We start from the raw sequence: 25,372 nt of genomic DNA on the forward strand, positions 1-25,372 counted from the left end.
GGATGGAGAAGGAACAGCGCACTACGCTCCGCGATGGGCGTTGCCGGTAAACCCTGTCGCGGCTGAAGCCGCTCCTACAGAAAAGCACACGAGGCGCCGCGCGCTCAGCGCCGCTGCAGACGCCAGGCGCGATGGATGCGCGGGTTGCGCTCGAAATCCGGATCGATGGTCTGCGCGCTGATCTCCTCGCACACCGCGAACTCGGCCAGCGCGTTCTCGTCCAGCTTGAAGCGGCGGAAGTTGTTGGAGAAGTACAGCACGCCCTCGGGCATCAACCGCGCCACCGCCGCGCGCAACAGCCGCACGTGCTCGCGCTGGATATCGAAATCCTCGGCGCGCGCGGAGTTGGAGAAGGTCGGCGGGTCGCAGAAGATCACGTCGTAGCGGTTCTTCTCCGCCTCCAGCCAGCTCAGCGCGTCGGCCTGCACCAGCCGGTGCTGGGCGCCGCCCTTGCCGTTGAACGCGAGGTTGTCCGCGCACCACTGCAGGTAGGTGCCGGACAGGTCGACGCTGGTGGTGGAATCGGCGCCGGCCACCGCCGCCTGCACGCTGGCCACGCCGGTGTAGCAGAACAGGTTGAGGAAGCGCTTGCCGCGCGCCTGCTGCGCCATCACCCCGCGCAGGGGGCGGTGATCGAGGAACAGCCCGGTATCCAGATAGTCGAACAGGTTCACCCGCAGCAGCGCGTCGTGCTCGCGCACCACCAGGAACTCGCCGCGCTGCTCGAAGCGGCCGTACTTGCTGCCGCCCTTGCCGCGCTCGCGGGTCTTCAGCGCCACCTGTTCGGCCGGCACCGCGAACACCTCGCGCGCGGCCGCCAGCAGTTCGTTGCGACGGCGCCGCACGTCCGCGTCGGGAATGCTGTCCGGCGCCGCGTACTCCTGCACGTGCAGGAAGGTGCGCGCCTGGCCGCCGTCTTCCTGGTACACGTCGATCGCCGCCGCGTACTCGGGCAGGTCGGCGTCATAGGCGCGGTAGCAGCTGATTCCCGCGCGCGTGCGCCAGGTCTTGAACTTGCGCAGGTTCTTGCGCAGGCGGTTGGCGACCATCTGCGCGCCGTCGCTGAGCGCGCGCGGCTCCTCGGTGGCGCCGGCGCGCGGCGCGACCGCGATCGGGTCGCAGACGATCAACGGGCACTCCAGCGCGCCGTTGAACATCTGGTACTTCTTGGCCGCACGCAGGCCGGTGGCATAGGCCAGTTCGTCGCTGCCGCACAGCAAGCTGGCGCGCCACTGCGGCACCGCGCGCTTGAGCGCATCGCCCAGGCGCCGGTACAGCGCCGCGTCGGCGGCCAGGCGCTCGTCGTAGGGCGGGTTGCACACCACCGTGCCCAGCGCCTGCGCCGGCGCAGGCAACGCGGCGACGTCGTGCACGGCGAAGGCGATCGCCTCGGCCACGCCGGCGGCCTGCGCGTTCTCGCGCGCGGCGCGCAGCGCATGCGGGTCGAGGTCGCTGCCGTACAGCACCGGCCGCAATGCGGCGCGGCCGGCCTGGGCACGCTGCCGCGCCTCGGCCAGCAGCGTGCGCCAGGCCGCCACGTCGAACCCCAGCCAGCGGCTCGGCGCGGCATCGGCATCGGTATCGCCGCGCTGCTGCGCCGCCAGCTCGCCGCGCAGCAGGCCCGGCGCGACATCGGCGGCCATCAGCGCGCCTTCGATCAGCAGCGTGCCGCTGCCGCACATCGGATCGAGCAGCCCACCGCCCTGCGCATACAGCGCCGGCCACTGCCCGCGCAGCAGCACCGCCGCGGCCAGGTTCTCCTTCAGCGGCGCCTCGTTCTGCGCCTGGCGCCAGCCGCGCCGATGCAGCGAGCCGCCGCCCAGGTCCACCGACAGCGTGGCGCGGCCCTTGCGCAGCGACAGGTTCAGGCGCAGGTCCGGGTGCTCCACGTCCACCGACGGCCGCTCCAGGCCCTCGCCGCGCAGCGTGTCCACCACCGCATCCTTGACCCGCTGCGCGGCGAAGCGCGCGTGGGTAATGCCGGTGCCGGACACATGCGCGTCCACCGCCAGGGTGTGCTGCGGCGCCAGATGGCTGCGCCACGGCAGCGCAGCCACGCCGGCGTACAGCGCCGCCTCGTCGGGGCAGTCGAAGGACTGCAACGGCCACAGCACACGGCTGGCCAGGCGCGACCACAGCACCGCGCGCTGCGCGTCCTGCAGGCTGCCTTCGGCATTGACCCCGGCGACGGTGGCGGTGGCCTGCGCCACGCCGAGCGCGAGCAGTTCATCGACGAGCAGGTATTCCAGGCCCTTGGCGCAGGAGACGAAGAATTTCACGGAAGGCGGACCAGGACGGACGGGAGGGAGGCACGGCGGACACCGCGCGCGTGGCGCATCGCAGCGCCGGATCCGGCGTTACCGCGGCCGCGGCCGCGGATCGAGGGATGGGCACGCGCACGCACCGCACCGGAACGGCGCGCAGAATACCACAGGGCCTGTGCGCCCCTGCCTGCTGCGCAGCGCCCTGGTGCCGTGCGCGCCGTGGCCGTCGCTGGCCTCGTGCGCCTGGCATCGCGCCGTCGCCCGCCGACGCTCGCGTCGCGACTGCGCCGCGCCGTGGCAGGTGCTGGTGGCGCGCCAGACGCCGCCGCGGCCCGCGACGCAGCGCTCAATGCGAGGCCACGAATCCGGCGCCGGGCATGGCCGGCGGCACCGCGAACTCGGCGCGCATACGCCGTGCTTCGGCCATCGGCGGCCGGCCGAACAGGCGCTTGAACTCGCGGGTGAACTGCGACGCACTCTCGTAGCCGACCGCATGGCAGGCGCTGGCCGCGGTCATGCCTTCGCGTGCCATCAGCAGGCGCGCCTGGTGCAGGCGGATCGATTTCAGGTACTGCATCGGCGCGACCTGGGTCACCGCCTTGAAATGGGCATGGAACGACGGCGTGCTCATCCCGGCCTCGCGCGCCAGTTGCGCCACGTCGAGGCGCCCGGCGTGATCGCGGTGGATGCGCTGCAGGGCGCGACCGATGCGACCGAAGTGACCCTGTTGCGCCAAGGCCGCGCGCAATCCATGGCCTTGCGGCCCGGTCAGCACGCGGAAGTACAGCTCCCGCAACAGGGCGCGGCCGAGGATCGCCGCATCCAGCGGGCGGCTCAGCGCCTGCAACAGGCGCTGCACGGTGTCCCGCAGCGCCGCGTCCATCGGGCTGGACAGCATGCTCGCCGGCGCCTGCGCCTGCGCCTGCGCCTGCGGTACCGGACCGGCCTGATCGAGCTCGACCATGAGCTCCGCCGCGAGCTGGAAATCCAGATGCAGGTACAGCGCCAGCAACGGCCGCTCCGCGCTGCCGTCGGACTGCATGGTGAACGGCACCGGGACCGCGACCGAAAGATAGTGCTGCTCGTCGTAGACGTACACCGCATCGCCGAAATGGCCGCGCTTGGCACCCTGGCAGACGATGACGATGCCCGGGTCGTACAGCACCGGCGTGTCGGCCAGCGGCCGGTCCGAACGCAGCAGCCGCACATCCGGCAAGGCGGTCAGGTTGTAGCCCTCCTGTGGCGCCAGGGCGCGCAGCAGGTCCACGGAACTGGCGGCAGCAGTCATAGGAACAGGCAAGGATGGCAGAGTTCGCGGCATCGGCGCGGCGCATCGATCATCGCATCATTCGCCGCTCATCCCCATCAGGAGCGCACCATGACGCAGCAGAAAACCTTGCTCATCACCGGCGCCAGCAGCGGCTTCGGTCGCGCGCTGGCGCAGGCGGCATTGGCAGCCGGACACCGCGTCGTCGGCACGGTGCGCAGCGCGCAGGCGCGGCAGGAAGTCGAGGCACTGGGCGCCGGGGCGTTCGGCCGCGTGCTGGACGTCACCGACGTCGACGCCATTCCCGGCCTCGTCGCCGAGCTCGAAACCACGGTCGGGCCGCTGGACGTGCTGGTCAACAACGCCGGCTACGGCCACGAGGGCATCCTGGAGGAATCGCCGCTGGATGCCCTGCGTCGGCAACTCGAGGTCAACGTGGTCGGTGCCGTGGCCATGATGCAGGCGGTCCTGCCCTACATGCGCCAGCGACGCCGCGGGCACATCGTCAACATCACCTCGATGGGCGGCTTCATCACCATGCCCGGCATCGCCTACTACTGCGGCAGCAAGTTCGCGCTGGAGGGCATTTCCTAGGCGCTGGGACAGGAGGTCGCGGCGTTGGGCATCCACGTGACCGCGGTGGCGCCGGGCTCGTTCCGCACCGACTGGGCGGGCCGCTCGATGGTCAGGACGCCGCGCAGCATCGCCGACTACGACGCGCTGTTCGATCCGATCCGCGATGCCCGCCAGGCCAAGAGCGGCCGCCAGCTCGGCGACCCGGCCAAGGCCGCCCAGGCCATGCTGGCGTTGATCGACGCGCCCGCGCCGCCCGCGCACCTGCTGCTGGGCAGCGACGCGCTGGCCCTGGTGGGCGACAAGCTGGACCGCCTGCGCGCGGACATCGCCGCGTGGGACGCGGTGAGCCGCTCCACCGATGCCTGAGCGCTGGTCGGCAGGCGCACTGCGACGTGGCAGACTCGGCACCGGCCGCGCCGATATGCAGACGGCGGACCGGCACGCCGCCCGCGACGCGGACGTGCAGCAGGCCGCCAACGCCCTCTTCCGCACCCTGCGCAACCGCCAGGCAGCCGAGCGGCACGCCCACCCGGATCCCGCAGCGCTGCCGCCGCAGCCACTCACCACGGCGTCAGCCGCCACGCCGCGGCGTCGGCCTGCAAGCGCTGCTGCAGGCGCAATGCGTCGAGAAAGTCCGCATCGTGCGACACCACCAGCAGCGCGCCGGGATACTGCAGCAGCACGGCGCGCAAGGCGTCGCGGGCCTCGCGGTCCAGGTGGTTGTCCGGCTCGTCCAGCAACAGCAATTCGGCCGGCGGCGTGCGGTAGAAGGCGCAGGCCAGCGCGGTCTTCAGCCGCTCGCCGCCGCTGAGCTGGCCGCAGGGTACGCCGATGCGCTGCGCGTCCAGGCCGAGCAAGGCCAGCCGCGTGCGCAAGTCGGCGAGCGCCACGCCGGGCGCGGCGGCGTGCACCTGCGCCAGCGCGGTGGCGTCCGGGTCCAGCGCCGCCAACGACTGGTCCAGGTAGGCGCTGGCGGCGCGTACCCGGCAGGTGCCGGACAGCGCCGCCACCTGCCCGGCCAGCAGCCGCAGCAGGGTCGACTTGCCGCTGCCGTTGGCCCCGACCACGCCGATCCGTGCGCCGCCCTGCACCACCAGGTCCAGCGGCTGCCGCGTCGCGGGTGCGAACGGCAGCCGCACTGCCTGCAGCTCGACCAGGCGACGGTTGGCCGCATCGGCCGGCGGCGACGCGAACAGCGCCACCGGCGCATCCGGCTGCACCTGGCGCGCGGCCTCGGCGATGCGTGCCAGGCTGCGCGCCTGCGTGGCCTGATGGTCGCGCACGCGCTTGCCGGCGCTGTCCTGGCTGCGCTGTTTCTGCCGGCCGAGCAGGATCGGCGCCTGATTGGCCGCGCCTGCCTGCTGCCGCCCGCGCGCACTGCGCCGCTGCTGTCGCTCGTGCTGCGCCTGCCAGGCGGCGTTGTCGCGCGCGTGCTGCAGCTTGTGCTGGGCCAGTTCGGCCTGCGCGGCGTCGCGCTCGCGTGCCCGGCACTGCAGGTAGAACGCGTAGTCGCCGCCATAGTCGCGCAGCCCGCCGGGCGACAGTTCCAGCGTGCGCTGCATGTCCTGCAGCAGCAGCGCATCGTGGCTGATCACCAGCAGGCCACCCGGCCAGCGCTGCAGCACCTCGCGCAGGCGCTGCCGCTGCGCTGCGTCCAGGTGCAGGGTCGGCTCGTCCAGGATCAGCGCATCGGCCTCGGCCAGCCAGGCGCCGATCAGCGCCACCCGCATCGCCTCGCCGCCGCTGAGCGTGGCGGCGAGGCGGTGCGGCTCCAGCGCGCCGAGGTCGTGCGCGTGCAAGTGCGCCTGCAGGCGCTGGGCGATGTCCCAGCGCTCGCCGAGCGCGTCGAAATCCGCCGCGTCGGCGCTGCCGGCCTCGATCCGGGCCAGCGCCCGCAACGCCGCGCCCACGCCGGCCAGGTCGGCGACGGTGGCATGCGGCGCCGGCGCGATCTGCTGCGGCACGTAATGCAGGCGACCGTGGCGCACGCAGCGTCCGCCGCTGGGTGTCAGTTCGCCGGCGAGCAGGCGCGCGAACACGCTCTTGCCGGCGCCGTTGCGGCCCACCAGGCCAGTAGGCCGCGCATCGAGCGCGAAGTGCAGATCGGAAAACAGGGTCCTGCCATCGGGCAGGAGGTACGTCGCGCTGTCCAGCGCAAGCAGCGGATGCGTCATGGGAACCTCCATGGATGCCGGTCGTGCCCGCCGATCGCTCGGCAGGAAGGACGAAGGCCGTCGCGAAGACGGCGGCATCAATGGCGCATCGGCGTAGATCCTCGATGAAGGTGCGGGACGATGCTAGCGCATCCAACCCGCGCCGGGCGACATCGCGCTGCGCGGGCTCAGGGCGCGGACAGGAACGCCGGGTGGTATTCCACCTCGGCCATCGGCGGCAGGCGCTCGCCGAAGGCCAGCGCCTGGAAGGCCTCGACCGGTGCGCCCGGCAGGGTCAGCCCCGGTTCCGGGCGGAAGCCGAAGCGCGCGTAGTACGCCGGATCGCCCAGCACCACGCAGCCGGCCGCGCCCAGCGCCTGCAACTGCGCCAGCGCCTCGCGCACCAGCCGCGCGCCCAGGCCCTGGCGTTGATGGCCCGGCCCAACGGACAGCGGGCCCAGGCCGTACCAGCCGCGGCTGCCGTCGGACAGGCTCACCGGCGACACCGCCACGTGGCCGACCACGTAGCCCTCGTGCTCGATCACCAGCGACAGGGTCAGCGCGCCGTCCGCGCGCAGCCGTTCGATGATGTCCTGCTCGTCGTGGCGGCTGTGCGCGACGCGGAAGAAGGCGACCAGGGTCAGCGCCTCGATCGCCGCCGCGTCGGCCGGCCGCTCGGCGCGCAACAGCATGTCGTCGGCTGCGCTCACAGGCGCTCCAGCAGCTCGGCGAAGGCCTGCGCCGAGGTCGCCACGTGCTCGCCCAGGCGATGCGTGTCGTCGACCAGCAGCAGCCGCGCAGCGCGCGCCTGCGCCCACGCGATCACCTCGGCGGCGGGAATCAGTTCGTCGCGCCAGGCGTGCACCACCGAGGTCGGCACCGGCGCCGCGTCCAGCGCCGGCATGTGCCCCATCCGCGTCGGCGGCACCATCAGGAACAGGCCGCGCACCGGCACGTGCAGCGACACCTGCGCAGCGATGTAGGCGCCGAGGCTGGAGCCGGCCAGCACCAGCGGCCCGCGCTGCGCCGCCGCCTGCGCCAGTTCCAGCAGACGCTGCAGGCGGGTCGGCACGTCGCCGAGCGGGCTGATGTCGCGGCGCGCATCCAGGTCGGTGTAGTCCGGGCGCGAATGGCTCCAGCCCAGGCGCTCCGCGACCTCGGCCAGCGCGGTCACCTTGATCGCGTCCGGCCCGCTCTCGAAACCGTGCGAAAGGATGCAGTGACCGCGGCTCACAGCGCCACCACCGCATCGCCCAACCGCAGCGTGCCGCCCTGCACGATGCGCGCGCACAGGCCGCCGTGGCCGCGCATGGCGTTGTAGCCGCCCGGCCCCAGCGCCTGCTCCATGCGCGAGCACGGATCGCACGGCGCGATGCCTTCCAGTTCGACCTCGCCGATGCGGAAGCGGCGCCCCTTCAGGGCGATCAGCGGAATGCCGGAGACCACCACGTTGCGCCGCAGGGTCGCCGGCGCCACCGCCGCATGGCCGGCCAGCGCGGCGATCGCCGGCAGGTGTTCGGCCTGGATCAGGGTCACGCCGCGCTTGCCGTTGCGGCCGGCGTAGCGGTCGCCGTGCAGGCCGCCCTCGGTCTGCGCGGTGGCGGCGTCGACTTCGTGCATCGGCACATCGCGCGCCGGACGCAGGCCGATCCATTCCACGCGTCCGGCGCGCGGCAGTGTGGCCAGCAGGGTCGCCAGCGGACTTTCGGAATTCAGGGTCATCGGCGAATGCTAGCATCCGCGCATGTCGCCTACCCCGCCGTTGCCGATCCACGATGCGCCCCTGCCCTATGTCGGCCTGCTGCAGGAGCGCGCACCGGACAGCATCACGCTGGCGGTGATCCACTGCACCGAGTTGCCGGACCTGGCCAGCGCGCGCCTGTACGGCGAGCGTCTGCTGTATCCATCGGGCACCGGCAACAGCGGCCACTTCTACATCGACCGCGACGGCAGCGTGCACCGCTACGTACCCGCGGAGCGCATCGCGCATCACGTGCGCGGCTACAACCCGCAGTCGCTGGGCATCGAACTGGTCAACCGCGGGCGCTATCCGCTGTGGCTGGATTCGCGCCACCAAGCGATGTGCGAAGACTACCCCCCGGCGCAGATCCAGGCGCTGATCCGCTTGCTGCAGCAGTTGCGCGCGGAGTTGCCGCAGCTGCGCCACATCGCCGGACACGAGGCGCTGGACCGCAGCCTGGAACCGGCCAGCGACGATCCGACGCGGCAGGTGCAGCGCAAGCGCGATCCGGGGCCGCGCTTCCCCTGGCCGCAGGTGCTGGAGGCGGTGGCGCTGGCGCCGTATGCGCCGCCTGCGTGATCTCTTTGAAGGCGGTGGATTGGAACGGTCGATTCGGGCCGCGATGCAGAAGCAGACAGCGTCGCATTCGCACGCTCCCGTAGGAGCGGCTTCAGCCGCGACCGGGCGTCACCGCGACTGCCTAGTCGCCCCTAAGGGCACCTCTCCTCACGACTGAAAGCGCCTGTAGGAGCGGCTTCAGCCGCGACGGGTTTCAACGGGAACGGCCCCGTCGCGGCTGAAGCCGCTCCTACGAGATGTTCCGCACGCGCTCAGTGCGCGCCGACGTAGTTCTTCTCGCCTGCGGTCACCGGCACGTCCAGGCGATTGCCCACCGGCGCCAGCGGACACACCACGTGCGGGGTGAATGCGCACGGCGGGTTCTGCGCCAGGTTGAAATCCAGCACGATGCGGTCGCCCTGCGGCGCCGGCACGAACAGATAACGGGCGCCGCCATAGCTCTCGCGGCCGCTGGTGCGATCGGAGAACGGCAGGAACAGGCGCTGGCTGGCGCCGTCGCGCAGGACCTGCAGCTTGTAGCGCCGCCCCCGCAGCACGAACTCGGCGCTGCCGACCAGGGCCAGCGGCTGCGGCGTGCCGATCGAGGTGAGCAACACCATCGCCTGCGGCGCCGGCACCGGATGCCAGTCGGCCACCACCCGCCACTGCGGATCGATCGGGAAGTAGTCGATGCCGCGGAAGCGCGCGCGCGCCGGCGCGTGCGGATCGCGGAAGCGCCAGCCGAACAGGTTGCCGGTGCGCACCACGTAGAACTCCTGCGCCCCCAGCGCCAGCCGGGTCTGGGTGTCGTGCGCCGCGTCCGTCTCCAGGCGGCCACCGGCGAACGGCTGGCCGTTCACCTGCACCGTCGCGTCCGCGGCGGGCTGGAAATGCACGCCCTCCTGCAGGTCCACCTGCAGCATGCCCAGATGCGCCGGACCGGCCGGCAACTGCACGTCGTTGTCCGGTGCGCTGCCGACCCGGTGCTCGCCGCTGTGCAACCGCCCGGAGCCGGTGAAACTCAACCAGCCAGACGGCGCGCGCAACGTCGCCAGGCGCTGCGCACGGTTGCGCTCCACCGCCTCGCGATAATGCGTGGCCGATTGCGCGCGCGGCGAGGCATCGGCGCCATCGACCGATGCGCGTCGGTCGCCGCAGGCGACCAGACCCAGCAGCATCGCCAGCCCGCAGGCCTCACGCCAGCGCATGGTGCCGCCCCTGTCGCGTGCCATCGTGCATGTGTTCGGTGTGCGCCTCGGCCCTAGCCGACGGCGCGCGGACGCGCCGGATCGGCGATCCAGCCGCTCCAGGAGCCGGCGTACACGCGCGCGCCGTGCAGGCCGGCATGCTCCAGCGCCAGCAGCAGATGGCAGGCGGTGACGCCGGAACCGCACATCAGCACCACCTCGCGTGGATCGCGCCCCTGCAGCAACGGTTGCAGTTCCGCGCGCAGTTCCTGCGCCGGGCGCAGGCGGCCGTCCCGCAGGTTCTGCGCCAGCGGCCGGTTGAGCGCGCCGGGCACGTGCCCGGGCAGCGGGTCGATCGGCTCCACCTCGCCACGGAAGCGTTCGCCGGGGCGCGCATCCAGCAACCAACCCGGCGCCTCGTGCAGACGCGCGGCGACCTCCTCGGCGGAGACGATGCGCGCCGCATCGAACGCCTGCGGATACGGCGGCAGCGGCGACGGCGCGGAGACCGCGTCGGTTTCCGGCAGGCCCAGCCGGCGCCATTCGGCCAGGCCGCCGTCGAGCACGGCGACGCGGCGATGGCCGAGCAGGCCCAGCATCCACCACAAGCGGGCGGCGGCCATGCTGCCGTCGCCGGCGTCGTAGACCACCACCTGGTGCTGCGGGCCGATGCCCCATTGCCCCAGGGTGCGCGCGAAGGCCGCATCGTCCGGCAACGGGTGCCGGCCCAGGCCGGGACGGCCGAGATCGGACAGATTGGCGTTCAGATCGGCGTAGACCGCGCCGGGCAGGTGCGACTGCGCATAGGCCGCGCGCGCCGCCGCCGCCGCGGCAGGATCGAGCAGCGCCGCCGGCACGAACCGCGCATCGACCAGGCGCAGCGCGGGATCGCCGAGCGTGGCGGCCAGTGCCGGCGCCTCGACCAGGGTGTGCCATTCGAGGGACGTTGCGGTCATGCGGCTTGCTCCAGTCGGCGGCGCAGGTTGAGCAGGATCGCCGCGGTCGCGCCCCAGATCCGCTGGCCGGGCCAGCCGTACTCCAGCACGACGCGCGGGCGTCCGCGGTAATCGGTCTCGATGCTGCGCAGGTTGTCCGGCGCCATCAGATAGGCCAAGGGCACTTCGAACACCTCGGCCACTTCGCCCGGATGCGGCTGCGGCACGAAGCGCGGATCGATCGCCGCGACCACCGGCATCACCCGGAAACCGCTGATGGTGACGAACGGATCCAGATAGCCCAACGGCTCGGCCTGGGACGCCGCCAGCGCGATCTCTTCCTCGCTCTCGCGCAGCGCCGCGGCCACCGCATCCGCATCGATGGCCTCGATGCGGCCACCGGGAAAACTGACCTGGCCGCCGTGGTGACGCAGGCTGTCGGTGCGCCGGGTCAGCAGCACATGCGTGCCGTCGGCGCGCGGCACCAGGCCGGCCAGCACCGCCGCTTCCACCGGCGCGCCGTCCGGCAGCAGATCCTGCAGCTCGTGGTGATTCCAGCCCGGCCCCGTCGGCGGCTGCTGCAACGGATGCAGCGCGCGCAGCAGATGTGCACGTTCGGCCAGGCGCTGCCCCGGCGACGGCGACCAGCCGCGGCCCGGCAGCACCTCGTCCATGTAGCGGCGGCGTTCGGCGTCGCTCATGCGGCGCCAGCCTGCGATTTCGTCGCCGTTGCGCAGGCAGCCCGTGCAATAGCCCTGCGCATCGAGACGGCAGATACCGATGCAGGGCGTGAGCGGGGCATGCGGAACGGGATCCATCGGATTCGACACCTTGCCAGCCTAGCGCGATTCGTCGGCGCCGTCGTCGCCTGCCCAAAAAAATTGCGCCGGCATCGCTGCCGGCGCAATCGTGTTGCACTGAACCAGCGTGCTTACTTGACGCTGACCAGCTTGATCTCGAACTGCACCGCCACGTTCGGCGGGAACGGCGTACGCGGGTCGGCACCGTAGGCCTTGTCCGGCGGCAGGGTCACTTCCCACTTGGAGCCGGCCGGCATCTGCAGCAGCGTGTCGCGCATGGCCTGCATCTCGACTTCGCTGACCTTGATCGCCGGGATCTGCTGCGCCGGACGCGCCTGCGCCGGGCGCTGGCCGAACGGATACGGACCGGCCACTTCCAGCTGCACGGTGCTGGCCTGGGTCGGCTTGGCGCCGGTGCCGGCCTCGATCACGCGGTACTGCACGCCGCTGGGCAGGGTCTGCACGCCAGCCTTGGCCTTGTTCTGGGCCATGAACTGGTCGCTCTTGGTCTTGTTCTCAGCAGCGGCCTTCTCGTAGTCGGCCTTGGCCTGCTGGGCGCGGGCCTGCTCGCGCTTCTGGAACGCTTCCACCGCCGGCTTCAGCTGGTCGGCGCTGACCGCCGGCTGCTTCTTGGCGTAGGCGTCCTGCAAGCCCTTCACCACCGCATTGATATCGAGCTGCTCGCCGCGGCCGGTGAGTTCGGCAAGGTTGTTGCCGTAGTCGTAGCCGAAGTAATAGCTCAGCTTGCCCTTCTCGGACGAGGTGTCCTGGGCGAACGCATTGCCGCTCAGGGCGAGGGCCGCGACAGCGACCGCAATAGAACGCAACTTCATCAAACAATTCTCCAGGGTGGTGGCACAGGGCGGCCCGTGCCGCCTGAGATGACGCGTTAGGATAGCCGCCGCGGCGCGGAACCGCTACCGACGACGCTGCTCTGACTGGTGCGGCCCGCCCAGAGTTCCCATTACTTTTTTTTAACAACCAGGAATGCACATGTCCGGCACGCCGGTCCTCGCCGATACCCAGGGTGCGATCCGCATCCTCACCGTGAATCGAGCCGACAAGCTCAACGCCTTGAATCGCCAGGTTTTGCAGGCGCTGGATACGGCCTTCGCTGACGCCGCGGACGACCCGCAGATCCGCGTGGTGGTGCTGACCGGCGCCGGCGAGAAGGCCTTCGTGGCCGGCGCCGACATCGCCGAAATGAACGAACTGACACCGGTGCAGGGCCGCGATTTCTCGCAACTCGGCCAGCGCCTAATGCGCCGGATCGAGCGCATGCCCAAGCCGGTGCTGGCGATGGTCAACGGTTTCGCCCTCGGCGGCGGGCTGGAACTGGCGATGGCCTGCCACCTGCGCGTGGCCGCCGACGGCGCGCGCCTGGGCCAGCCGGAGATCAATCTCGGGCTGATCCCCGGCTTCGGCGGCACCCAGCGCCTGCTGCGGCTGGTCGGCCGTGCGGCGGCGCTGGAGCTGTGCCTGCTCGGTGCGCCGATCGATGCGGCGCGCGCGCTGCAGTTGGGCCTGGTCAACCGCGTGGTGGCCGCCGGCGACCTGCAGGCGACCACGCTGAAATTGGCGCAGCAACTGGCCGATGCCGCGCCACTGGCGCTGCGCGGCATCCTCGACGCGATCCAGATCGGCGGCGAAAGCGCGATCGAGCAGGGACTGGAGTACGAGACCGCGCAATTCGGCCTGCTGTTCTCCAGCGAAGACATGCGCGAAGGTACCCGCGCCTTCCTGGAGCGGCGTCCGCCGCAGTTCCGCAACCGCTGAGCCCGCGCACGATGTCGCACGCCCCCACTCCCGCCTCGCCGCTGCAGTTGCTGCGCTGGATCCTGGACGACGATCTGGATGCCGCGATCGACGGTGGCCTGATGGACTACCGCGGCACCGATCCCGGCGACGACGCGCTGGACCCGGCGCATCCGCAACTGCGCGCGCAATTGCTGGCCACGCAGCAACGCCTGCGTGACGCCTGGGCCGCACGCGCGCGCTATCGGGCGCGTACCGCGCGGCTGCAACGCCGTGCCGCGGCGCGCCAGGCGCGGCGTGCGAGCGTTGCACCGACCGCCACGAGCACGACCACGTCCGCACCCGGCACGCCGGCGCTGCCCGCCGCGGCGGCGGCAATCCTGGCCCGCGCCAAGGCCAAGGCCAAGGCGGCGCAGCGAGGCGGCCGATGAGCGCGACCGCGAGTACCGGCGCAAGCACGCCTGCACGGCGCGGACGCCTGCTGAGCAAGGACCAGATCCACGAACTGTTCTCGCGCCTGTCCGAACTCAATCCCAGCCCGACCACCGAGCTGGAATACAGCAGCCCGTTCGAACTGCTGATCGCGGTGATCCTCTCGGCGCAGGCCACCGACGTCGGCGTCAACAAGGCCACGCGTCGCCTGTATCCGGTGGCGAACACGCCCGCCGCGATCCTGGCGCTGGGCGAGGACGGGCTGAAGCGCTACATCTCCACCATCGGCCTGTTCAACGCCAAGGCCAAGAACGTCATCGCCACCTGCAAGATCCTGGTCGAGCAGCACGGCGGCGAGGTGCCGCGTGCGCGCGCCGCGCTGGAAGCGCTGCCCGGGGTCGGCCGCAAGACCGCCAACGTGGTGCTCAACACCGCCTTCGGCGAGCCGACCATGGCGGTGGACACGCACATCTTCCGTGTCGCCAACCGCACCGGGCTGGCTCCGGGCAAGGACGTGCGCGCGGTCGAGGACTCCCTGCTCAAGCGGGTGCCGGCGCAGTTCCTGCACGACGCGCACCACTGGCTGATCCTGCACGGCCGCTACGTGTGCAAGGCACGCAAGCCCGACTGCCCGCAGTGCGCGATCCGCGACTTGTGCCGGTACAAGGAGAAGACGCCGGGTTGAGCGATGCAATGGCACGCGCGCGTCATTGCCTGCACCACAGCCTTGAGCGCCGGTGGTGCGGGAATGGGGGACATCGGCTCCGGCAACCAATGCAGCACGCGAGGTCCACCGCTGCGTTCGTCGCGACTGAAGTCGCTCCCACAATGGCGTTCCGCGAGCCGGAACCTGGCGTTGTGGGAGGGGCTTCAGCCCCGACAGCCGCTAACACCGGGAGCCTATCGCTGCGTTCGTCGCGGTTGAAACCGCTCCTACAGTTCTCCCCAAGCCGCCGCCTGATTGCACTGTAGGAGCGGCTTCAGCCGCGACAGTTTCCGTCGCCGACACGGCCTCGCCTGCCCGCGCCGCGATTGGAACCGCCCCTACAGATGTCGAAAGGCCAAGCGCAGGCACTGCCCTCCACACAACAGACTACGCCGCGCGCTGCCCTTCCACGCGCCGGTCCAATTCCTTCCAGTCCACCACCAGGGCGCAGCCGCGGGCCGCGGCGTTGCGGCTCCAGTCGCGCAGCAGTTCCAGGCAGGCGTGGTCGACGTGGCGTAGCCTTGCTACGTCCAGGTGCAGTTCGGTATTCGGCGGCAGCCGCTCCAGGGTCCGCGCCATGGTCGGCACGCGCAGGAACGTGGCCGAGCCCTCCAGCGACAGGCGCAGCTTGCCGGCCCCCTCGCCCGCGCCCGCGTCGCCGGCGTCTTCATGCGCATGCACCCCCACCGTCAGCCGCGACTGCTGCAGCGCCAGCCGCAGCAGCGACAGCGCAAAGCCGATCAGCACGCCGGTCAGCAAGTCGGTGGCGACGATGGCGAAGGTCGTCGCCAGGTAGATCGCGGCAGTGCCGCGGCCGTAGGCGGCCAGTTCGCGCACCTGTCCCAGCTTGACCATCTTCAGCCCGGTGTAGACCAGGATGCCGGCCAGGCACGCCACCGGCGTCATCCGCAGCAGCCACGGCAGCAGCAACGCGAACACCAGCAGCCAGGCCGCGTGCAGCATGGTCGACACGCGCGTCGCCGCACCGGCCTGCACGTTGGCCGCGCTGCGCACGATCACCCCGGTCATCGGCAAGGCGCCGAGCAAGCCGCACAGCATGTTGCCCACGCCCTGGGCGGCCAGTTCGCGGTCGTACTGGGTACGCGGCCCCTGGTGCATGCGGTCCACCGCCGCCGCCGACAGCAGGGTCTCGGCGCTGGCGATGAAGGCGAAGGTGAGCGCCGACAGCAACAGCGTGGCATCGAGCACGCCGAGCAGGTCGTCCAGGCTCGGCACGCGGATCGCCGAGAGGAGGTTGGCCGGCACGTCCACCTTGCGCACGTCCAGCGCCTGCACCTGCACCAGCGCGGTCATCGCCACCACCGCGAGCAAGGCGCCGGGCACGAAGCGCAGGCGCTGCGGGCGCAGCCGTTCCCACGCCAGCATGATCGCGATGGTGCCAAGGCCGACCAGCAGGGCGGCGCGGCCCACGCCGGCGTCCAGCGCGCGCCACAGCACCGCCGGCAACGCGGCGAAGTTCTCCAGGCCGCGTGCCTTCGGTGCCGCGTCCAGCAGCACGTGCGATTGCGAGGCGACGATCAGGATGCCGATGCCCGACAGCATGCCGGCGACCACCGCCGGCGAGGTCATGCGGAACCACACGCCGGCGCGGCACAACCCGGCCAGCAACTGGATCGCGCCGGCCAGCAGGATCACCGGCCCCAGCGCCGCCACGCCGTGCGCGCGGACCAGTTCGAACACCAGCACCGCCAGCCCCGCCGCCGGGCCGCTGACCTGCAGCGGCGAGCCGGCGATCAGCCCGACCACCAGGCCGCCGACGATGCCGGTGATCAGCCCGGCGGCCGGCGGCATGCCCGAGGCGATCGCGATGCCCATGCACAGCGGCAAGGCGACCAGGAAGACCACCACCGAGGCCAGCAGGTCGCGGCCGAAGGCGCCGCCGCGCAGGTAACGGGCCAGCGCGGAGGCGCCGGCCGGAGCATGCTCTGTCATGGTGTGCATGGGCGGCTCCTCAGACGGCGACGTTGCGCAGGACCGGCGCCAGGCGCGGCGGCGGCGTGGCATCGGGCGGGCGTCGACCGGCTTCCGGCAGCAGCGGCAGGAACCGCCCCTGCTCGGCGTCGAAGGCGCGGATCTCGCCATGGCCGATGTCGTAGATCCAGCCGTGGATGCGCAGCGCGCCGCGCGCCAGCCGCGCCGCCACCACCGGCTGCGTGCGCAGGTGGTCCAGCTGCGCGATCACGTTCTCCTCGGTCAGGCAGTGCAGCGCGTCCTCGGCATGCGCGGCATGGCCGTGCTGCGCGGCCACCTGGCGCGCGCTGTCGGTGTGCTTGAGCCAGGCCGCCACGGTCGGCACGTCCTGCAGCGACGCGGGATTGAGCACCGCCTTCATCGCGCCGCAATCGGTATGGCCGCAGATCACGATGTGCTCGACCTGCAGCACCGCCACCGCGTACTCGATCGCCGCGACCACGCCGCTGACGTGCTGCGAGTACGGCGGCACCACGTTGCCGATGTTGCGGTAGACGAACAGCTCGCCGGGCTGCGCGGCGAACATCAGTTCCGGCATCACCCGCGAATCGGCGCAGGTGATGAACAGTGTGTGCGGGGTCTGGCCAGCGGCGAGTTGCCGGAACAATCCGCGCTGGCGCGGATAGACCTCGTTGCGGAAGTGGCGGAAACCGTCGAGCAGACGTTGCATGGGGATATCTCCAGGCACGGGGGGAGAGGGGCCGCACCGCAGTGGGTACGACGCAGACGCAAGCAGCAGAAGCGAAGGATCGGCACCGCCAGCGGCGATGCAGTCGTCAGGCCCGGGATGGAGGACGCAGCGCGGGGCGGCGATAGCCGCGGCAAGGCGCTGCCGGTGGCGTCGGCAGGACCGACTGGATCAGCAGGGTCGGCGGAAACAACGCGGATGCGACCGCGAGCGGTGCGTCGTGCGGATCGGGATCGGCGGCGGGCGCTTCCAGCGCGGGCGTGACTCCATCGAGGTCGGCGTCGACATCGCTGGCGCAGATGCTCGCGCACAGCGCCGCCGGTGCCGCCGCTGCGGCCGATCCTGCACGGATCGCGGACAGCGCCAGCAACGCGGTCAACATCAACATGGACAGACGGGCGAGCATGCTTCGACAGTAGGAAGGCGCATCGCCGATGACAAGTGCTGCGCCGCACAATTCACTGCATCGTCCACGGCCGTCGACGCGAACCGTGAAAGCCACCCCGGCCCGCGTCCATCATGCGGGTCCGGGCGGTCACGCCGCAAAAAAGAAAGGCGGCGCAGTGCGCCGCCTTCCGTACACCGTGCGGAACGTCCGCGATCAGAACGACAGGTCGCCCCAGACGCCGAATTCCTTGGTTTCCACGTCGGTCTTCTTGCTGGCGTTGTCCTGGTGCGTGTACTTGTACACGGTCGCCAGCTTCAGGTTCTTCAGCACCGGGAACTCGACGCCGACGTTCCAGTACTTGTCGGCCAGGGTCGGATCGATGGTCTTGCTCAGGTCGGTCTTGTCGTAGCGAGCGAAGGCATTGATGCCGCCGTCGGTCAGCGCCACGCTGCCCCACACCGACCAGCCGCTGGACTTGTCGGTGGCCGGCGTCAGCACGTTGTTGAGGTTCTTGGCCTGGAAGTACTCGCCGCCCAGACGGAAGTTGGAATCGGCGTAGGCGACCATCGCATCGGCGCGGGTGTAGTCGTGCTGCGCGTCGAGGATGTCGGTTTCCTTGCCCAGCTTGCCCGAGTAGGCGCCGACGGCGATGGCCAGGTTCTGCATCGGCATGTAGGCGACGCGGCCTTCCACGTCCATGCCCTTGCCGCGGGTCGGGTTCTTGTAGCCGGCACCGTTGACCACCGACATCGCGTAGTTGACCTGCGAGCCCAGGTCGCCGAAGGCGTGCAGGCCCCAGTCGGAGGAGTTGGCGTACTTCAGGCGGTCGGTCAGGGTGTTCTCGACGTAGCGGTAGCCGTAGTACTTCTCGACGAACGGCACCCACGGCATGTCGGCGGCACCGATGCGCAGCGCGAAGGCGTCGTCGAACTTGCCCTGCACGTAGGCCTTCTTGACGAACAGCTGGGTGTTGGACAGCGCCGAGCTGTACTGGAAGTCGGTGGTCAGGTTGGCCGACCAGATCTCGTTGAAGCTGTGGTCGACGGTCAGGTAGAAGCGCTTGACGTCCAGGCCGGTGCCGCTGGCGGCGGTCTTGGCGCCGCCGCTGGTGCGGTCGATGTTGGTCAGGTCGAAGAACATGCGGCCGCCGATCTTGTTGTCGTTGACCAGCTTGGCGAGCTTGTCGACCTTGGCGGCGCTGGCCTGCGCCGATTCGGTCGCCTGGGCCTGCACGACATTCACTTCCGACTGCGCGTCGGACTGCGCCTGCAAGGCCTCCGACTGCGCCTGCAGCTGCTGGACCTGGGTCTGCAGCGCTTCGATCTGGGCCTGCAGCTGCTGCAGCTGGGCAGCGCTGACGGCGGGCGGGTTGCTGCTGGCCTTGGCCTTCGCCGCGAACGCCTGCGGCGCGGCCGCCAGGCCGAGGCTGGCGAGGATCGCCGTGGCGAGAACATGAGAACGCATTAGGATGTCTCCGATGGGTGGTGGCAGGGTGGGATGGGTGCGGTGCGGCCCCAGTGCGACGGCCCGACCATTTGTAAAGATTCCGTCAAAGACATGACGGTTTTGAGTCAGGTTCGTGTCGAAACGAAGGCATCCCCGCCCGGGAAGGCTGTCACCGGAATGACATCTGATTTTCTTCAGACGTTCATGAAAAAGTCTTGGAATGCAGCCGATGCCGGCAGGGGTGCCGGCTTCCCACCTATTCCAGGAGTTCTCCCGATGCGTTCCCTCAAGCTCCGACTGCTGGCAGCCGCCGCGGTCGCTACGTTTTCGCTCGCGGCGCAAGCCACCGATGTCACCGGCGCAGGCTCCAGCTTCGTCTATCCGGTGCTGTCGAAGTGGTCGGCTGCCTATGCCGAGAAAAGCGGCAACCGCGTCAACTACCAGTCGATCGGTTCCGGCGGCGGCATCGCGCAGATCCAGGCGGCCACGGTCGATTTCGGCGCTTCCGACAAGCCGCTCAGCGGCGCGGAGCTGGACAAGTTCGGCCTGGGCCAGTTCCCGGTCGTGATCGGCGGCATCGTGCCGGTGTTCAACGTGGCGGGCGTGGCCCCGGGCGCGATGAAGCTGGACGGCACCACGCTGGCCAACATCTTCCTGGGCAAGATCAACAAGTGGAACGACCCGGCGATCGCCGCGCTGAACCCGGGCCTGGCCCTGCCCGACCTGAAGATCACCATCGTGCACCGCTCCGACGGTTCGGGCACCAGCTTCAACTTCACCAACTACCTGTCCAAGGTCAGCCCGGAGTGGAAGAGCAAGGTCGGCGAAGGCACCGCCGTGCAGTGGCCGGCCGGCATCGGCGGCAAGGGCAACGAGGGCGTGGCCGCCTACGTCAAGCAGATCCGCGGCGGCATCGGCTACGTCGAGTACGCCTACGCGCTGCAGAACAAGCTCAGCTACGCCGGCATGAAGAACGCCGCCGGCCGTTTCGTGATGCCGGACGACAAGACCTTCTCCGCCGCCGCTGCCACCGCGGACTGGAAGTCGGCCAAGGACTTCAACCTGATCATGACCAACGCGCCGGGCCAGGACGCGTGGCCGATCACCGCCACCACCTGGGCCATCATGTACAAGAAGGCCAAGAAGCCGGCGTCGTCGAAGGCCGCGCTGGACTTCTTCAAGTGGTCGTTCGAGCAGGGCCAGGCGCAGGCCAAGGCGCTGGACTACGTGCCGCTGCCGGAGCCGCTGGTCAAGCAGATCGAAGCCTACTGGGCGCAGAACATGAAGTAAGCCGGCGTCTCGTCCGTGCCGGCGCGCTCGCCCGGCACGGCGATACTCCAAGGCGCGGACCGCAGGGTCCGCGCTTTTTTTGTGCCCGCTGGCGGCACCGCAACGACGCCGACGGGTGGCAGTCCCCCTGCCCCGCGCAGCCCTGGAGCACGGCGCGAACGCCGCATCCCGTGATGGCGTCCGCCAACCAGTCCGCAAGTCATCTGGCTGTAACAAAAATATCATTTCATAGCGAGCATCCGCCGGATGTCCCGGCGCTCTTCGCTACGGAGTGACCCCATGAAACTGCAGCCGGCGCGCATTGCCGTCCTGTCCCTCGCCCTGGCCTTCGCCGTCACCGCCTGCCAGCCCGGCAACGGCGACAAGCAGGGTGCCGCCGACGCGGCGGGCGGGTCGCCCGCTGCCGCCCCGGCCGCCGGCGCCAAGACCGCGGCCGAGATTTCCGGTGCGGGTGCCTCCTTCATCTATCCGCTGATCTCCAAGTGGTCGGCCGACTACAACGCGGCCACCGGCAACAAGATCAACTACCAGTCGATCGGCTCCGGCGGCGGCATCGCCCAGATCAAGGCCGGCACGGTCGATTTCGGCTCCTCCGACAAGCCGCTGGACAGCGCCGAACTGGCCGCGGCCGGCCTCGGCCAGTTCCCCTCGGCGATTGGGGGGGTGGTGCCGGTGGTCAACCTGGACGGCATGGACGCGGGCAAGCTGCGCCTGACCGGCCCGGTGCTGGCCGACATCTTCCTGGGCAAGATCAGCAAGTGGAACGACCCGGCGCTGACCGCGCTGAACCCGGGCGTGACCCTGCCCGACACCAAGATCAACCTGGTGCACCGCTCCGACGGCTCGGGCACCAGCTTCAACTTCACCAACTACCTGTCCAAGGTCAGCCCGGAGTGGAAGGGCAAGGTCGGCGAAGGCACCTCGGTGCAGTGGCCGGGCGGCGTCGGCGGCAAGGGCAACGAAGGCGTGGCCTCGTACGTGCAGCAGATCAAGGGCTCGATCGGCTACGTCGAACTGGCCTACGCGCTGCAGAACAAGATGCCGTACGCGTCGATGCAGAACGCCGCCGGCAACTGGGTACAGCCCAATGCCGAGAGCTTCGCCGCGGCCGCCGCGTCGGCCGACTGGGCCAACGCCAAGGACTTCAACCTGGTCATCACCAACGCCACGGGCGCGCAGGCCTGGCCGATCACCGCCACCAACTTCATGCTGATGCACAAGCAGGCCAAGGACCCGGCGCGCAGCAAGGCGACCCTGGAGTTCTTCAAGTGGGCCTTCGAGAAGGGCCAGCCGCAGGCCGACGCCCTGCACTACGTGCCGCTGCCGCCGGAACTGGTGCAGCAGATCGAGTCCTACTGGAGCAAGGAATTCAAGTAAGCGCCAACGCGGTGCGTCCTGCGCGCACCGCGGCGGCACCCGGCGACCGGCGGTGCGCTCCAGGCGCCGCCGGTCGCCGTCTCGGCACCTTCTGATCCGGATTTTCGGGTTCCCGCCTGTGCGGGAGCGATGCAACCACCCACCGCGCGCGCCTCACCGCGCCGCGGCCACGATCGGAGCGCGCAGTCGCGCGCTCCGGCGACGACCGAGCCCATGAACAGCACTGTCCTTCCCGAAGCGATGTCGGCGCCACGCGGACGCGACCTGCGTGACGCCCGCGCTGACCGAGTGTTCCGCTGGATCCTCACTGCCACCGTCGTGTTCGTGCTCGTCGCCCTGGGCAGCGCGGCGCTGTCGATGCTGTGGGGCGGCCGCCATGCCCTGCAATTGCAGGGCCTGAGCTTCTTCTACTCCAGCGAATGGAATCCGGTCGAGAACAAGTACGGCGCGCTGGCGCCGATCTACGGCACCCTGGTGACCGCGTTGATCGCGATGCTGATCGCGGTACCGGTCAGCTTCGGCATCGCCTTCTTCCTGACCGAAGTGGCGCCGCGCTGGCTGCGCGGGCCGGTGGGCACCGCGATCGAACTGCTGGCCGGCATTCCTTCGATCATCTACGGCATGTGGGGCCTGTTCGTGCTGGTGCCGATGATGACCGAGTACGTCACGCCCTGGCTCAACGACCATCTCGGCACGCTGCCGCTGATCGGCCCGATGTTCCAGGGCCCGCCGCTGGGCATCGGCCTGCTCACCGCCGGCTTCGTGCTGGCGATCATGGTGATCCCCTTCATCTCCTCGGTGATGCGCGAAGTGTTCCTGACCGTGCCGACCCGGCTCAAGGAATCGGCCTACGCGCTCGGCTCCACGCGCTGGGAAGTGAGCTGGGACATCGTGCTGCCCTACACCCGCTCGGCGGTGATCGGCGGCATCTTCCTGGGCCTGGGCCGCGCGCTCGGCGAGACCATGGCGGTGGCCTTCGTGGTCGGCAACACGGTGCGCCTGTCGCCCTCGCTACTGGAGCCGGGCACCACCATCGCCGCGCTGATCGCCAACGACTTCGGCGAGGCGACCGAGACCTACCGCTCGGCGCTGCTGCTGCTGGGCTTCGTCCTGTTCATCGTGACCTTCATCGTGCTGGCGATCGCACGCCTGATGCTGGCGCAACTCTCGCGCAAGGAGGGCAACTGAGATGGCCGCCGACGTCGCCCACCGCCTGTACAACCGCCGCCGCGTGGTCAACGCCGTGGCGCTCACCCTGTCCTGCCTGACCGCGCTGTTTGGGCTGGTGTTCCTGGCCTGGATCCTGTGGACCCTGGTGGCCAAGGGCATCTCCGGCATCAACCTGGACCTGTTCACCCGCATGACCCCGCCGCCGGGCGAGGAAGGCGGCCTGGCCAACGCGTTCTTCGGCAGCGCGGTGATGTGCGGCCTGGCACTGCTGATCGGCACCCCGCTCGGCGTGGCCGCCGGTACCTGGCTGGCCGAATACGGCAACGCGCGCAAGACTGGCCAGGTGGTGCGCTTCGTCAACGACATCCTGCTGTCGGCGCCGTCGATCGTGCTCGGCCTGTTCGTCTACACCCTGTACGTAATGCAGACCGGCGGCCGCTTCTCGGCGCTGGCCGGTGCGCTGTCGCTGGCCTTCATCGTGCTGCCGGTGGTGGTGCGCACCACCGACGAGATGCTGCGGCTGGTGCCGGCGCAGATGCGCGAGGCGGCGCTGTCGCTGGGCATCCCGCAGTGGAAGGTGACCATGCAGGTGCTGTACCGCAGCGCCTCGGCCGGCATCGTCACCGGCGTGATGCTGGCGCTGGCGCGCATCAGCGGCGAGACCGCGCCGCTGCTGTTCACCGCCTTCGGCAACCAGTACTGGAACAACAACATCTTCCAACCGATGGCCAGCGTGCCGGTGGTGATGAACTCCTTCGCCGGCAGCCCCTACCCGAGCTGGCAGCTGCTGGCCTGGTCCGGCGCGCTGGTGCTGACGGTGTTCGTCCTGCTGGTCAGCCTCGGCGCGCGCGCCCTGCTGGTGCGCAACAAGATCTCCAACGATTGAACCCCCTATGGACCCGGCCATGAACGATCACCACAACGCCGCACCGATGCACCGCATCGCCATGCCCAACGGGCACACCGCGCTGGCGCCGTCGCCGGTCAAGATCGCCGCGCGCGGCCTGGACTTCTACTACGACAAGTACCACGCGCTGAAGGGCATCAACCTGGAAGTGCCGGAAAAGCGCGTCACCGCGCTGATCGGCCCCTCCGGCTGCGGCAAGTCCACCCTGCTGCGCATCTTCAACCGCATCTACGCGCTGTACCCGAAGCTGGAAGCGCGCGGCGAGGTGCTGCTGGACGGCGAGAACATCCTCTCGCCGAAGTACCCGATGAACCGCCTGCGCAGCAAGGTCGGCATGGTGTTCCAGAAGCCGGTGCCGTTCCCGATGACCATCTTCGAGAACGTCGCCTACGGCATCCGCCACCACGAGAAACTGTCCAAGGCCGACATGGCCGACCGCGTCGAGCAGGCGCTGCGCCAGGGCGCGCTGTGGGACGAGGTCAAGGACAAGCTCGGGCAGAGCGCGCTGGGCCTGTCCGGCGGCCAACAGCAGCGCCTGTGCATCGCCCGCGCCGTGGCGCTGCGCCCGGACGTGCTGCTGCTCGACGAGCCGACCTCGGCGCTGGACCCGATCTCCACCAGCCGCATCGAGCAACTGGTGGAAGAGCTGAAGAACGACTACACCATCGTCATCGTCACCCACAACATGCAGCAGGCCGCGCGCGTGTCCGACTACACCGCCTTCATGTACCTGGGCGACCTGATCGAACACGACCGCACCGAAATCATCTTCTCGCAGCCGAACAAGCAGCAGACCGAAGACTACATCACCGGCCGTTTCGGCTGAGCCGCCGCGGCCGCCGCTGTCTCGCCGCAGCGGCTGCGCCCGTCGCCCTTCGGGCGGGCGCCCGGCGACGCCAGCACCGCAGCGCCAGGCATGGCCGCGGCGACACCAACGCACTTATTGGACCTACGACATGAACACTCAGCCCAACGAGCACATCGTGAAGAGCTACGACGAAGAACAGCATCGCCTCGCCGCCGAGATCGTGCGCATGGGCGAAACCGCGGTGGCGCAGTTGGAGGCGGCACTGGACGTGGTCGAACGCCGCGACGACAACGCCGCGCTGCGCATCGTCGTCAACGACGAAGCGATCGACGCGCTCGAGCACTCCATCAGCCATGACGTGATGCGCCTGGCGCTGCGCGGGCCGATGGCGCGCGACCTGCGCGAGATCCTCGCCGGCCTGCGCATCCCCGCCGACGTCGAACGCATCGGCGACTACGCCGCCAACGTGGCCAAGCGCTCGATCGCGCTGAACATGTCGCCGCCGATGCCGCAGACCCTGGGCCTGCGCCAGCTCGGCAAGCTCGCCGCCCAGCAGGTACGCGCCGCGCTGGCCGCCTACCAGCACAACGACGCCGACGCCGCCCTGCTGGTGCGCCAGGGCGACGCGCAGCTCGATGCGCAGTACACCGCGCTGTTCCGCGAGTTGCTGACCTACATGATGGAAGACCCGCGCAACATCACCCCATGCACGCATCTGCTGTTCATGGCCAAGAACCTGGAGCGGATCGGCGACCACGCCACCAACATCGCCGAGAACGTGTGGTTCCTGGTGCATGGCGACCAGCCGTTGCCGCCGCGGGACAAGCGCGACGAAACCAGCTCCACCAGCGGCATCTGACCCCTGCCCTGCGGACCGGCGCTGCGCCGTTCCGCTGTCGGTACCCCGGGCTCCGTGCACAGCGGAGCCGTTT

At 70.3% G+C, this 25,372-nt stretch carries 26 protein-coding genes; 12 read left to right on the forward strand and 14 right to left on the reverse strand.

Going from position 1 to position 25,372, the window contains the following annotated elements; genetic code table 11:
• Positions 1-104: 104 nt before the first annotated feature.
• Together rlmKL and AC1PLR_RS13245 are read right to left on the reverse strand one after the other, a co-directional pair.
• Positions 105-2,279: a bifunctional 23S rRNA (guanine(2069)-N(7))-methyltransferase RlmK/23S rRNA (guanine(2445)-N(2))-methyltransferase RlmL gene (rlmKL, locus tag AC1PLR_RS13240; RefSeq protein ID WP_371181589.1), complete on the reverse strand. Its 2,175-nt coding sequence runs from the start codon at positions 2,277-2,279 to the stop codon at positions 105-107.
• 331 nt (positions 2,280-2,610) lie between these two features.
• Complete coding sequence (locus AC1PLR_RS13245; RefSeq protein WP_481101285.1) at positions 2,611-3,552, reverse strand: AraC family transcriptional regulator; 942 nt, start codon at positions 3,550-3,552, stop codon at positions 2,611-2,613.
• 90 nt (positions 3,553-3,642) lie between these two features.
• Between AC1PLR_RS13245 and AC1PLR_RS13250 the strand changes: the two genes are divergently transcribed.
• A complete protein-coding gene (locus tag AC1PLR_RS13250; RefSeq protein WP_481101286.1) occupies positions 3,643-4,125 on the forward strand; it encodes an SDR family NAD(P)-dependent oxidoreductase in 483 nt (160 codons plus the stop codon).
• Between the two features lie 24 nt (positions 4,126-4,149).
• The gene (locus AC1PLR_RS13255; RefSeq protein ID WP_481101287.1) at positions 4,150-4,473 is read left to right on the forward strand and encodes a Rossmann-fold NAD(P)-binding domain-containing protein; all 324 of its coding nucleotides are present in this window, start codon (positions 4,150-4,152) and stop codon (positions 4,471-4,473) included.
• A 194-nt stretch (positions 4,474-4,667) separates the two neighbouring features.
• Here AC1PLR_RS13255 and AC1PLR_RS13260 read toward each other — a convergent pair whose 3' ends face one another.
• The 4 genes from AC1PLR_RS13260 to AC1PLR_RS13275 all read right to left on the reverse strand — a co-directional run bounded on the left by AC1PLR_RS13260 (position 4,668) and on the right by AC1PLR_RS13275 (position 7,982).
• Positions 4,668-6,281, reverse strand: a complete 1,614-nt coding sequence (locus AC1PLR_RS13260; RefSeq protein ID WP_481101288.1) for an ABC-F family ATP-binding cassette domain-containing protein — start codon at positions 6,279-6,281, stop codon at positions 4,668-4,670.
• Between the two features lie 167 nt (positions 6,282-6,448).
• Positions 6,449-6,952, reverse strand: a complete 504-nt coding sequence (locus tag AC1PLR_RS13265; protein WP_420010196.1) for a GNAT family N-acetyltransferase — start codon at positions 6,950-6,952, stop codon at positions 6,449-6,451.
• Between the two features lie 14 nt (positions 6,953-6,966).
• Positions 6,967-7,494, reverse strand: a complete 528-nt coding sequence (locus AC1PLR_RS13270; RefSeq protein WP_010343959.1) for an alpha/beta fold hydrolase — start codon at positions 7,492-7,494, stop codon at positions 6,967-6,969.
• Positions 7,491-7,982 carry an MOSC domain-containing protein gene (locus AC1PLR_RS13275; RefSeq protein WP_010343960.1) on the reverse strand — a complete coding sequence of 164 codons (492 nt, stop codon included), beginning with the start codon at positions 7,980-7,982 and terminating at the stop codon, positions 7,491-7,493. Before AC1PLR_RS13275 ends, AC1PLR_RS13270 begins: the two co-directional genes overlap by 4 nt.
• Positions 7,983-8,004: 22 nt before the next feature.
• Here AC1PLR_RS13275 and AC1PLR_RS13280 point away from each other — a divergent pair, with 22 nt between their 5' ends.
• The gene (locus AC1PLR_RS13280; RefSeq protein ID WP_481101289.1) at positions 8,005-8,580 is read left to right on the forward strand and encodes an N-acetylmuramoyl-L-alanine amidase; all 576 of its coding nucleotides are present in this window, start codon (positions 8,005-8,007) and stop codon (positions 8,578-8,580) included.
• 251 nt (positions 8,581-8,831) lie between these two features.
• Here AC1PLR_RS13280 and AC1PLR_RS13285 read toward each other — a convergent pair whose 3' ends face one another.
• The 4 genes from AC1PLR_RS13285 to AC1PLR_RS13300 form a co-directional block, all read right to left on the reverse strand.
• Complete coding sequence (locus AC1PLR_RS13285; protein WP_481103593.1) at positions 8,832-9,737, reverse strand: DUF1684 domain-containing protein; 906 nt, start codon at positions 9,735-9,737, stop codon at positions 8,832-8,834.
• A gap of 83 nt (positions 9,738-9,820) precedes the next feature.
• Positions 9,821-10,702, reverse strand: coding sequence for a sulfurtransferase (locus AC1PLR_RS13290; protein WP_420009479.1), 882 nt, complete (start codon positions 10,700-10,702; stop codon positions 9,821-9,823).
• The gene (locus AC1PLR_RS13295) at positions 10,699-11,499 is read right to left on the reverse strand and encodes an NUDIX hydrolase (protein ID WP_481101290.1); all 801 of its coding nucleotides are present in this window, start codon (positions 11,497-11,499) and stop codon (positions 10,699-10,701) included. The genes AC1PLR_RS13290 and AC1PLR_RS13295 overlap by 4 nt, the downstream gene beginning before the upstream one ends.
• Before the next feature lie 113 nt (positions 11,500-11,612).
• On the reverse strand, positions 11,613-12,314 hold the full coding sequence (locus tag AC1PLR_RS13300; protein WP_010343966.1) for an FKBP-type peptidyl-prolyl cis-trans isomerase N-terminal domain-containing protein: 702 nt from the start codon (positions 12,312-12,314) through the stop codon (positions 11,613-11,615).
• Positions 12,315-12,474: 160 nt separating this feature from the next.
• Between AC1PLR_RS13300 and AC1PLR_RS13305 the strand changes: the two genes are divergently transcribed.
• From AC1PLR_RS13305 to nth, 3 genes are read left to right on the forward strand one after another with little or no spacing between them, the layout of a single operon-like run.
• On the forward strand, positions 12,475-13,257 hold the full coding sequence (locus tag AC1PLR_RS13305) for an enoyl-CoA hydratase/isomerase family protein (RefSeq protein ID WP_481100397.1): 783 nt from the start codon (positions 12,475-12,477) through the stop codon (positions 13,255-13,257).
• 11 nt (positions 13,258-13,268) lie between these two features.
• Positions 13,269-13,667: a hypothetical protein gene (locus tag AC1PLR_RS13310; protein ID WP_481101291.1), complete on the forward strand. Its 399-nt coding sequence runs from the start codon at positions 13,269-13,271 to the stop codon at positions 13,665-13,667.
• A complete protein-coding gene (nth, locus tag AC1PLR_RS13315; protein WP_481101292.1) occupies positions 13,664-14,353 on the forward strand; it encodes an endonuclease III in 690 nt (229 codons plus the stop codon). The genes AC1PLR_RS13310 and nth overlap by 4 nt, the downstream gene beginning before the upstream one ends.
• Before the next feature lie 408 nt (positions 14,354-14,761).
• On the opposite strand, the gene AC1PLR_RS13320 is transcribed toward nth, so the two are convergent.
• The 4 genes from AC1PLR_RS13320 to AC1PLR_RS13335 all read right to left on the reverse strand — a co-directional run bounded on the left by AC1PLR_RS13320 (position 14,762) and on the right by AC1PLR_RS13335 (position 18,906).
• Positions 14,762-16,336 (reverse strand): SulP family inorganic anion transporter, encoded by a 1,575-nt coding sequence (locus AC1PLR_RS13320; protein ID WP_481101293.1) that lies wholly within the window; start codon positions 16,334-16,336, stop codon positions 14,762-14,764.
• A 10-nt stretch (positions 16,337-16,346) separates the two neighbouring features.
• The gene (locus tag AC1PLR_RS13325) at positions 16,347-17,036 is read right to left on the reverse strand and encodes a carbonic anhydrase (protein WP_420009475.1); all 690 of its coding nucleotides are present in this window, start codon (positions 17,034-17,036) and stop codon (positions 16,347-16,349) included.
• A 106-nt stretch (positions 17,037-17,142) separates the two neighbouring features.
• A complete protein-coding gene (locus tag AC1PLR_RS13330) occupies positions 17,143-17,460 on the reverse strand; it encodes a hypothetical protein (protein ID WP_420009474.1) in 318 nt (105 codons plus the stop codon).
• Between the two features lie 195 nt (positions 17,461-17,655).
• A complete protein-coding gene (locus AC1PLR_RS13335) occupies positions 17,656-18,906 on the reverse strand; it encodes a porin (protein WP_371181577.1) in 1,251 nt (416 codons plus the stop codon).
• A gap of 258 nt (positions 18,907-19,164) precedes the next feature.
• Here AC1PLR_RS13335 and pstS (AC1PLR_RS13340) point away from each other — a divergent pair, with 258 nt between their 5' ends.
• The 6 genes from pstS (AC1PLR_RS13340) (at position 19,165) to phoU (ending at position 25,299) form a co-directional block, all read left to right on the forward strand.
• Positions 19,165-20,178 (forward strand): phosphate ABC transporter substrate-binding protein PstS, encoded by a 1,014-nt coding sequence (gene pstS / locus AC1PLR_RS13340; protein ID WP_481101294.1) that lies wholly within the window; start codon positions 19,165-19,167, stop codon positions 20,176-20,178.
• A 279-nt stretch (positions 20,179-20,457) separates the two neighbouring features.
• Positions 20,458-21,555, forward strand: coding sequence for a phosphate ABC transporter substrate-binding protein PstS (gene pstS / locus AC1PLR_RS13345; RefSeq protein ID WP_481101295.1), 1,098 nt, complete (start codon positions 20,458-20,460; stop codon positions 21,553-21,555).
• A 213-nt stretch (positions 21,556-21,768) separates the two neighbouring features.
• Entirely contained in the window at positions 21,769-22,743 is a 975-nt protein-coding gene (gene pstC, locus AC1PLR_RS13350) for a phosphate ABC transporter permease subunit PstC (RefSeq protein WP_010343976.1), read from the forward strand.
• A gap of 1 nt (position 22,744) precedes the next feature.
• Positions 22,745-23,611 (forward strand): phosphate ABC transporter permease PstA, encoded by an 867-nt coding sequence (gene pstA / locus AC1PLR_RS13355; protein WP_481101296.1) that lies wholly within the window; start codon positions 22,745-22,747, stop codon positions 23,609-23,611.
• 19 nt (positions 23,612-23,630) lie between these two features.
• The gene (gene pstB, locus AC1PLR_RS13360; RefSeq protein WP_010343978.1) at positions 23,631-24,458 is read left to right on the forward strand and encodes a phosphate ABC transporter ATP-binding protein PstB; all 828 of its coding nucleotides are present in this window, start codon (positions 23,631-23,633) and stop codon (positions 24,456-24,458) included.
• A gap of 130 nt (positions 24,459-24,588) precedes the next feature.
• Entirely contained in the window at positions 24,589-25,299 is a 711-nt protein-coding gene (gene phoU, locus AC1PLR_RS13365) for a phosphate signaling complex protein PhoU (RefSeq protein WP_420009472.1), read from the forward strand.
• Positions 25,300-25,372 lie beyond the last annotated feature (73 nt).

It is taken from the genome of Xanthomonas sp. NCPPB 3570, from assembly GCF_056725115.1.

What these genes read in the sequence shown, in the direction of transcription:
- AC1PLR_RS13245 (WP_481101285.1), bottom strand. Translation starts at nt 3,552, where the DNA reads ATGACTGCTGCCGCCAGTTCCGTGGACCTGCTGCGCGCCCTGGCGCCA.
- AC1PLR_RS13250 (WP_481101286.1), top strand. Translation starts at nt 3,643, where the DNA reads ATGACGCAGCAGAAAACCTTGCTCATCACCGGCGCCAGCAGCGGCTTC.
- AC1PLR_RS13260 (WP_481101288.1), bottom strand. Translation starts at nt 6,281, where the DNA reads ATGACGCATCCGCTGCTTGCGCTGGACAGCGCGACGTACCTCCTGCCC.
- AC1PLR_RS13265 (WP_420010196.1), bottom strand. Translation starts at nt 6,952, where the DNA reads ATGCTGTTGCGCGCCGAGCGGCCGGCCGACGCGGCGGCGATCGAGGCG.
- AC1PLR_RS13275 (WP_010343960.1), bottom strand. Translation starts at nt 7,982, where the DNA reads ATGACCCTGAATTCCGAAAGTCCGCTGGCGACCCTGCTGGCCACACTG.
- AC1PLR_RS13280 (WP_481101289.1), top strand. Translation starts at nt 8,005, where the DNA reads ATGTCGCCTACCCCGCCGTTGCCGATCCACGATGCGCCCCTGCCCTAT.
- AC1PLR_RS13285 (WP_481103593.1), bottom strand. Translation starts at nt 9,737, where the DNA reads ATGCTGCTGGGTCTGGTCGCCTGCGGCGACCGACGCGCATCGGTCGAT.
- AC1PLR_RS13290 (WP_420009479.1), bottom strand. Translation starts at nt 10,702, where the DNA reads ATGACCGCAACGTCCCTCGAATGGCACACCCTGGTCGAGGCGCCGGCA.
- AC1PLR_RS13295 (WP_481101290.1), bottom strand. Translation starts at nt 11,499, where the DNA reads ATGGATCCCGTTCCGCATGCCCCGCTCACGCCCTGCATCGGTATCTGC.
- AC1PLR_RS13300 (WP_010343966.1), bottom strand. Translation starts at nt 12,314, where the DNA reads ATGAAGTTGCGTTCTATTGCGGTCGCTGTCGCGGCCCTCGCCCTGAGC.
- AC1PLR_RS13305 (WP_481100397.1), top strand. Translation starts at nt 12,475, where the DNA reads ATGTCCGGCACGCCGGTCCTCGCCGATACCCAGGGTGCGATCCGCATC.
- AC1PLR_RS13310 (WP_481101291.1), top strand. Translation starts at nt 13,269, where the DNA reads ATGTCGCACGCCCCCACTCCCGCCTCGCCGCTGCAGTTGCTGCGCTGG.
- nth (WP_481101292.1), top strand. Translation starts at nt 13,664, where the DNA reads ATGAGCGCGACCGCGAGTACCGGCGCAAGCACGCCTGCACGGCGCGGA.
- AC1PLR_RS13320 (WP_481101293.1), bottom strand. Translation starts at nt 16,336, where the DNA reads ATGCACACCATGACAGAGCATGCTCCGGCCGGCGCCTCCGCGCTGGCC.
- AC1PLR_RS13325 (WP_420009475.1), bottom strand. Translation starts at nt 17,036, where the DNA reads ATGCAACGTCTGCTCGACGGTTTCCGCCACTTCCGCAACGAGGTCTAT.
- AC1PLR_RS13330 (WP_420009474.1), bottom strand. Translation starts at nt 17,460, where the DNA reads ATGCTCGCCCGTCTGTCCATGTTGATGTTGACCGCGTTGCTGGCGCTG.
- AC1PLR_RS13335 (WP_371181577.1), bottom strand. Translation starts at nt 18,906, where the DNA reads ATGCGTTCTCATGTTCTCGCCACGGCGATCCTCGCCAGCCTCGGCCTG.
- pstS (WP_481101294.1), top strand. Translation starts at nt 19,165, where the DNA reads ATGCGTTCCCTCAAGCTCCGACTGCTGGCAGCCGCCGCGGTCGCTACG.
- pstS (WP_481101295.1), top strand. Translation starts at nt 20,458, where the DNA reads ATGAAACTGCAGCCGGCGCGCATTGCCGTCCTGTCCCTCGCCCTGGCC.
- pstC (WP_010343976.1), top strand. Translation starts at nt 21,769, where the DNA reads ATGAACAGCACTGTCCTTCCCGAAGCGATGTCGGCGCCACGCGGACGC.
- pstA (WP_481101296.1), top strand. Translation starts at nt 22,745, where the DNA reads ATGGCCGCCGACGTCGCCCACCGCCTGTACAACCGCCGCCGCGTGGTC.
- pstB (WP_010343978.1), top strand. Translation starts at nt 23,631, where the DNA reads ATGAACGATCACCACAACGCCGCACCGATGCACCGCATCGCCATGCCC.
- phoU (WP_420009472.1), top strand. Translation starts at nt 24,589, where the DNA reads ATGAACACTCAGCCCAACGAGCACATCGTGAAGAGCTACGACGAAGAA.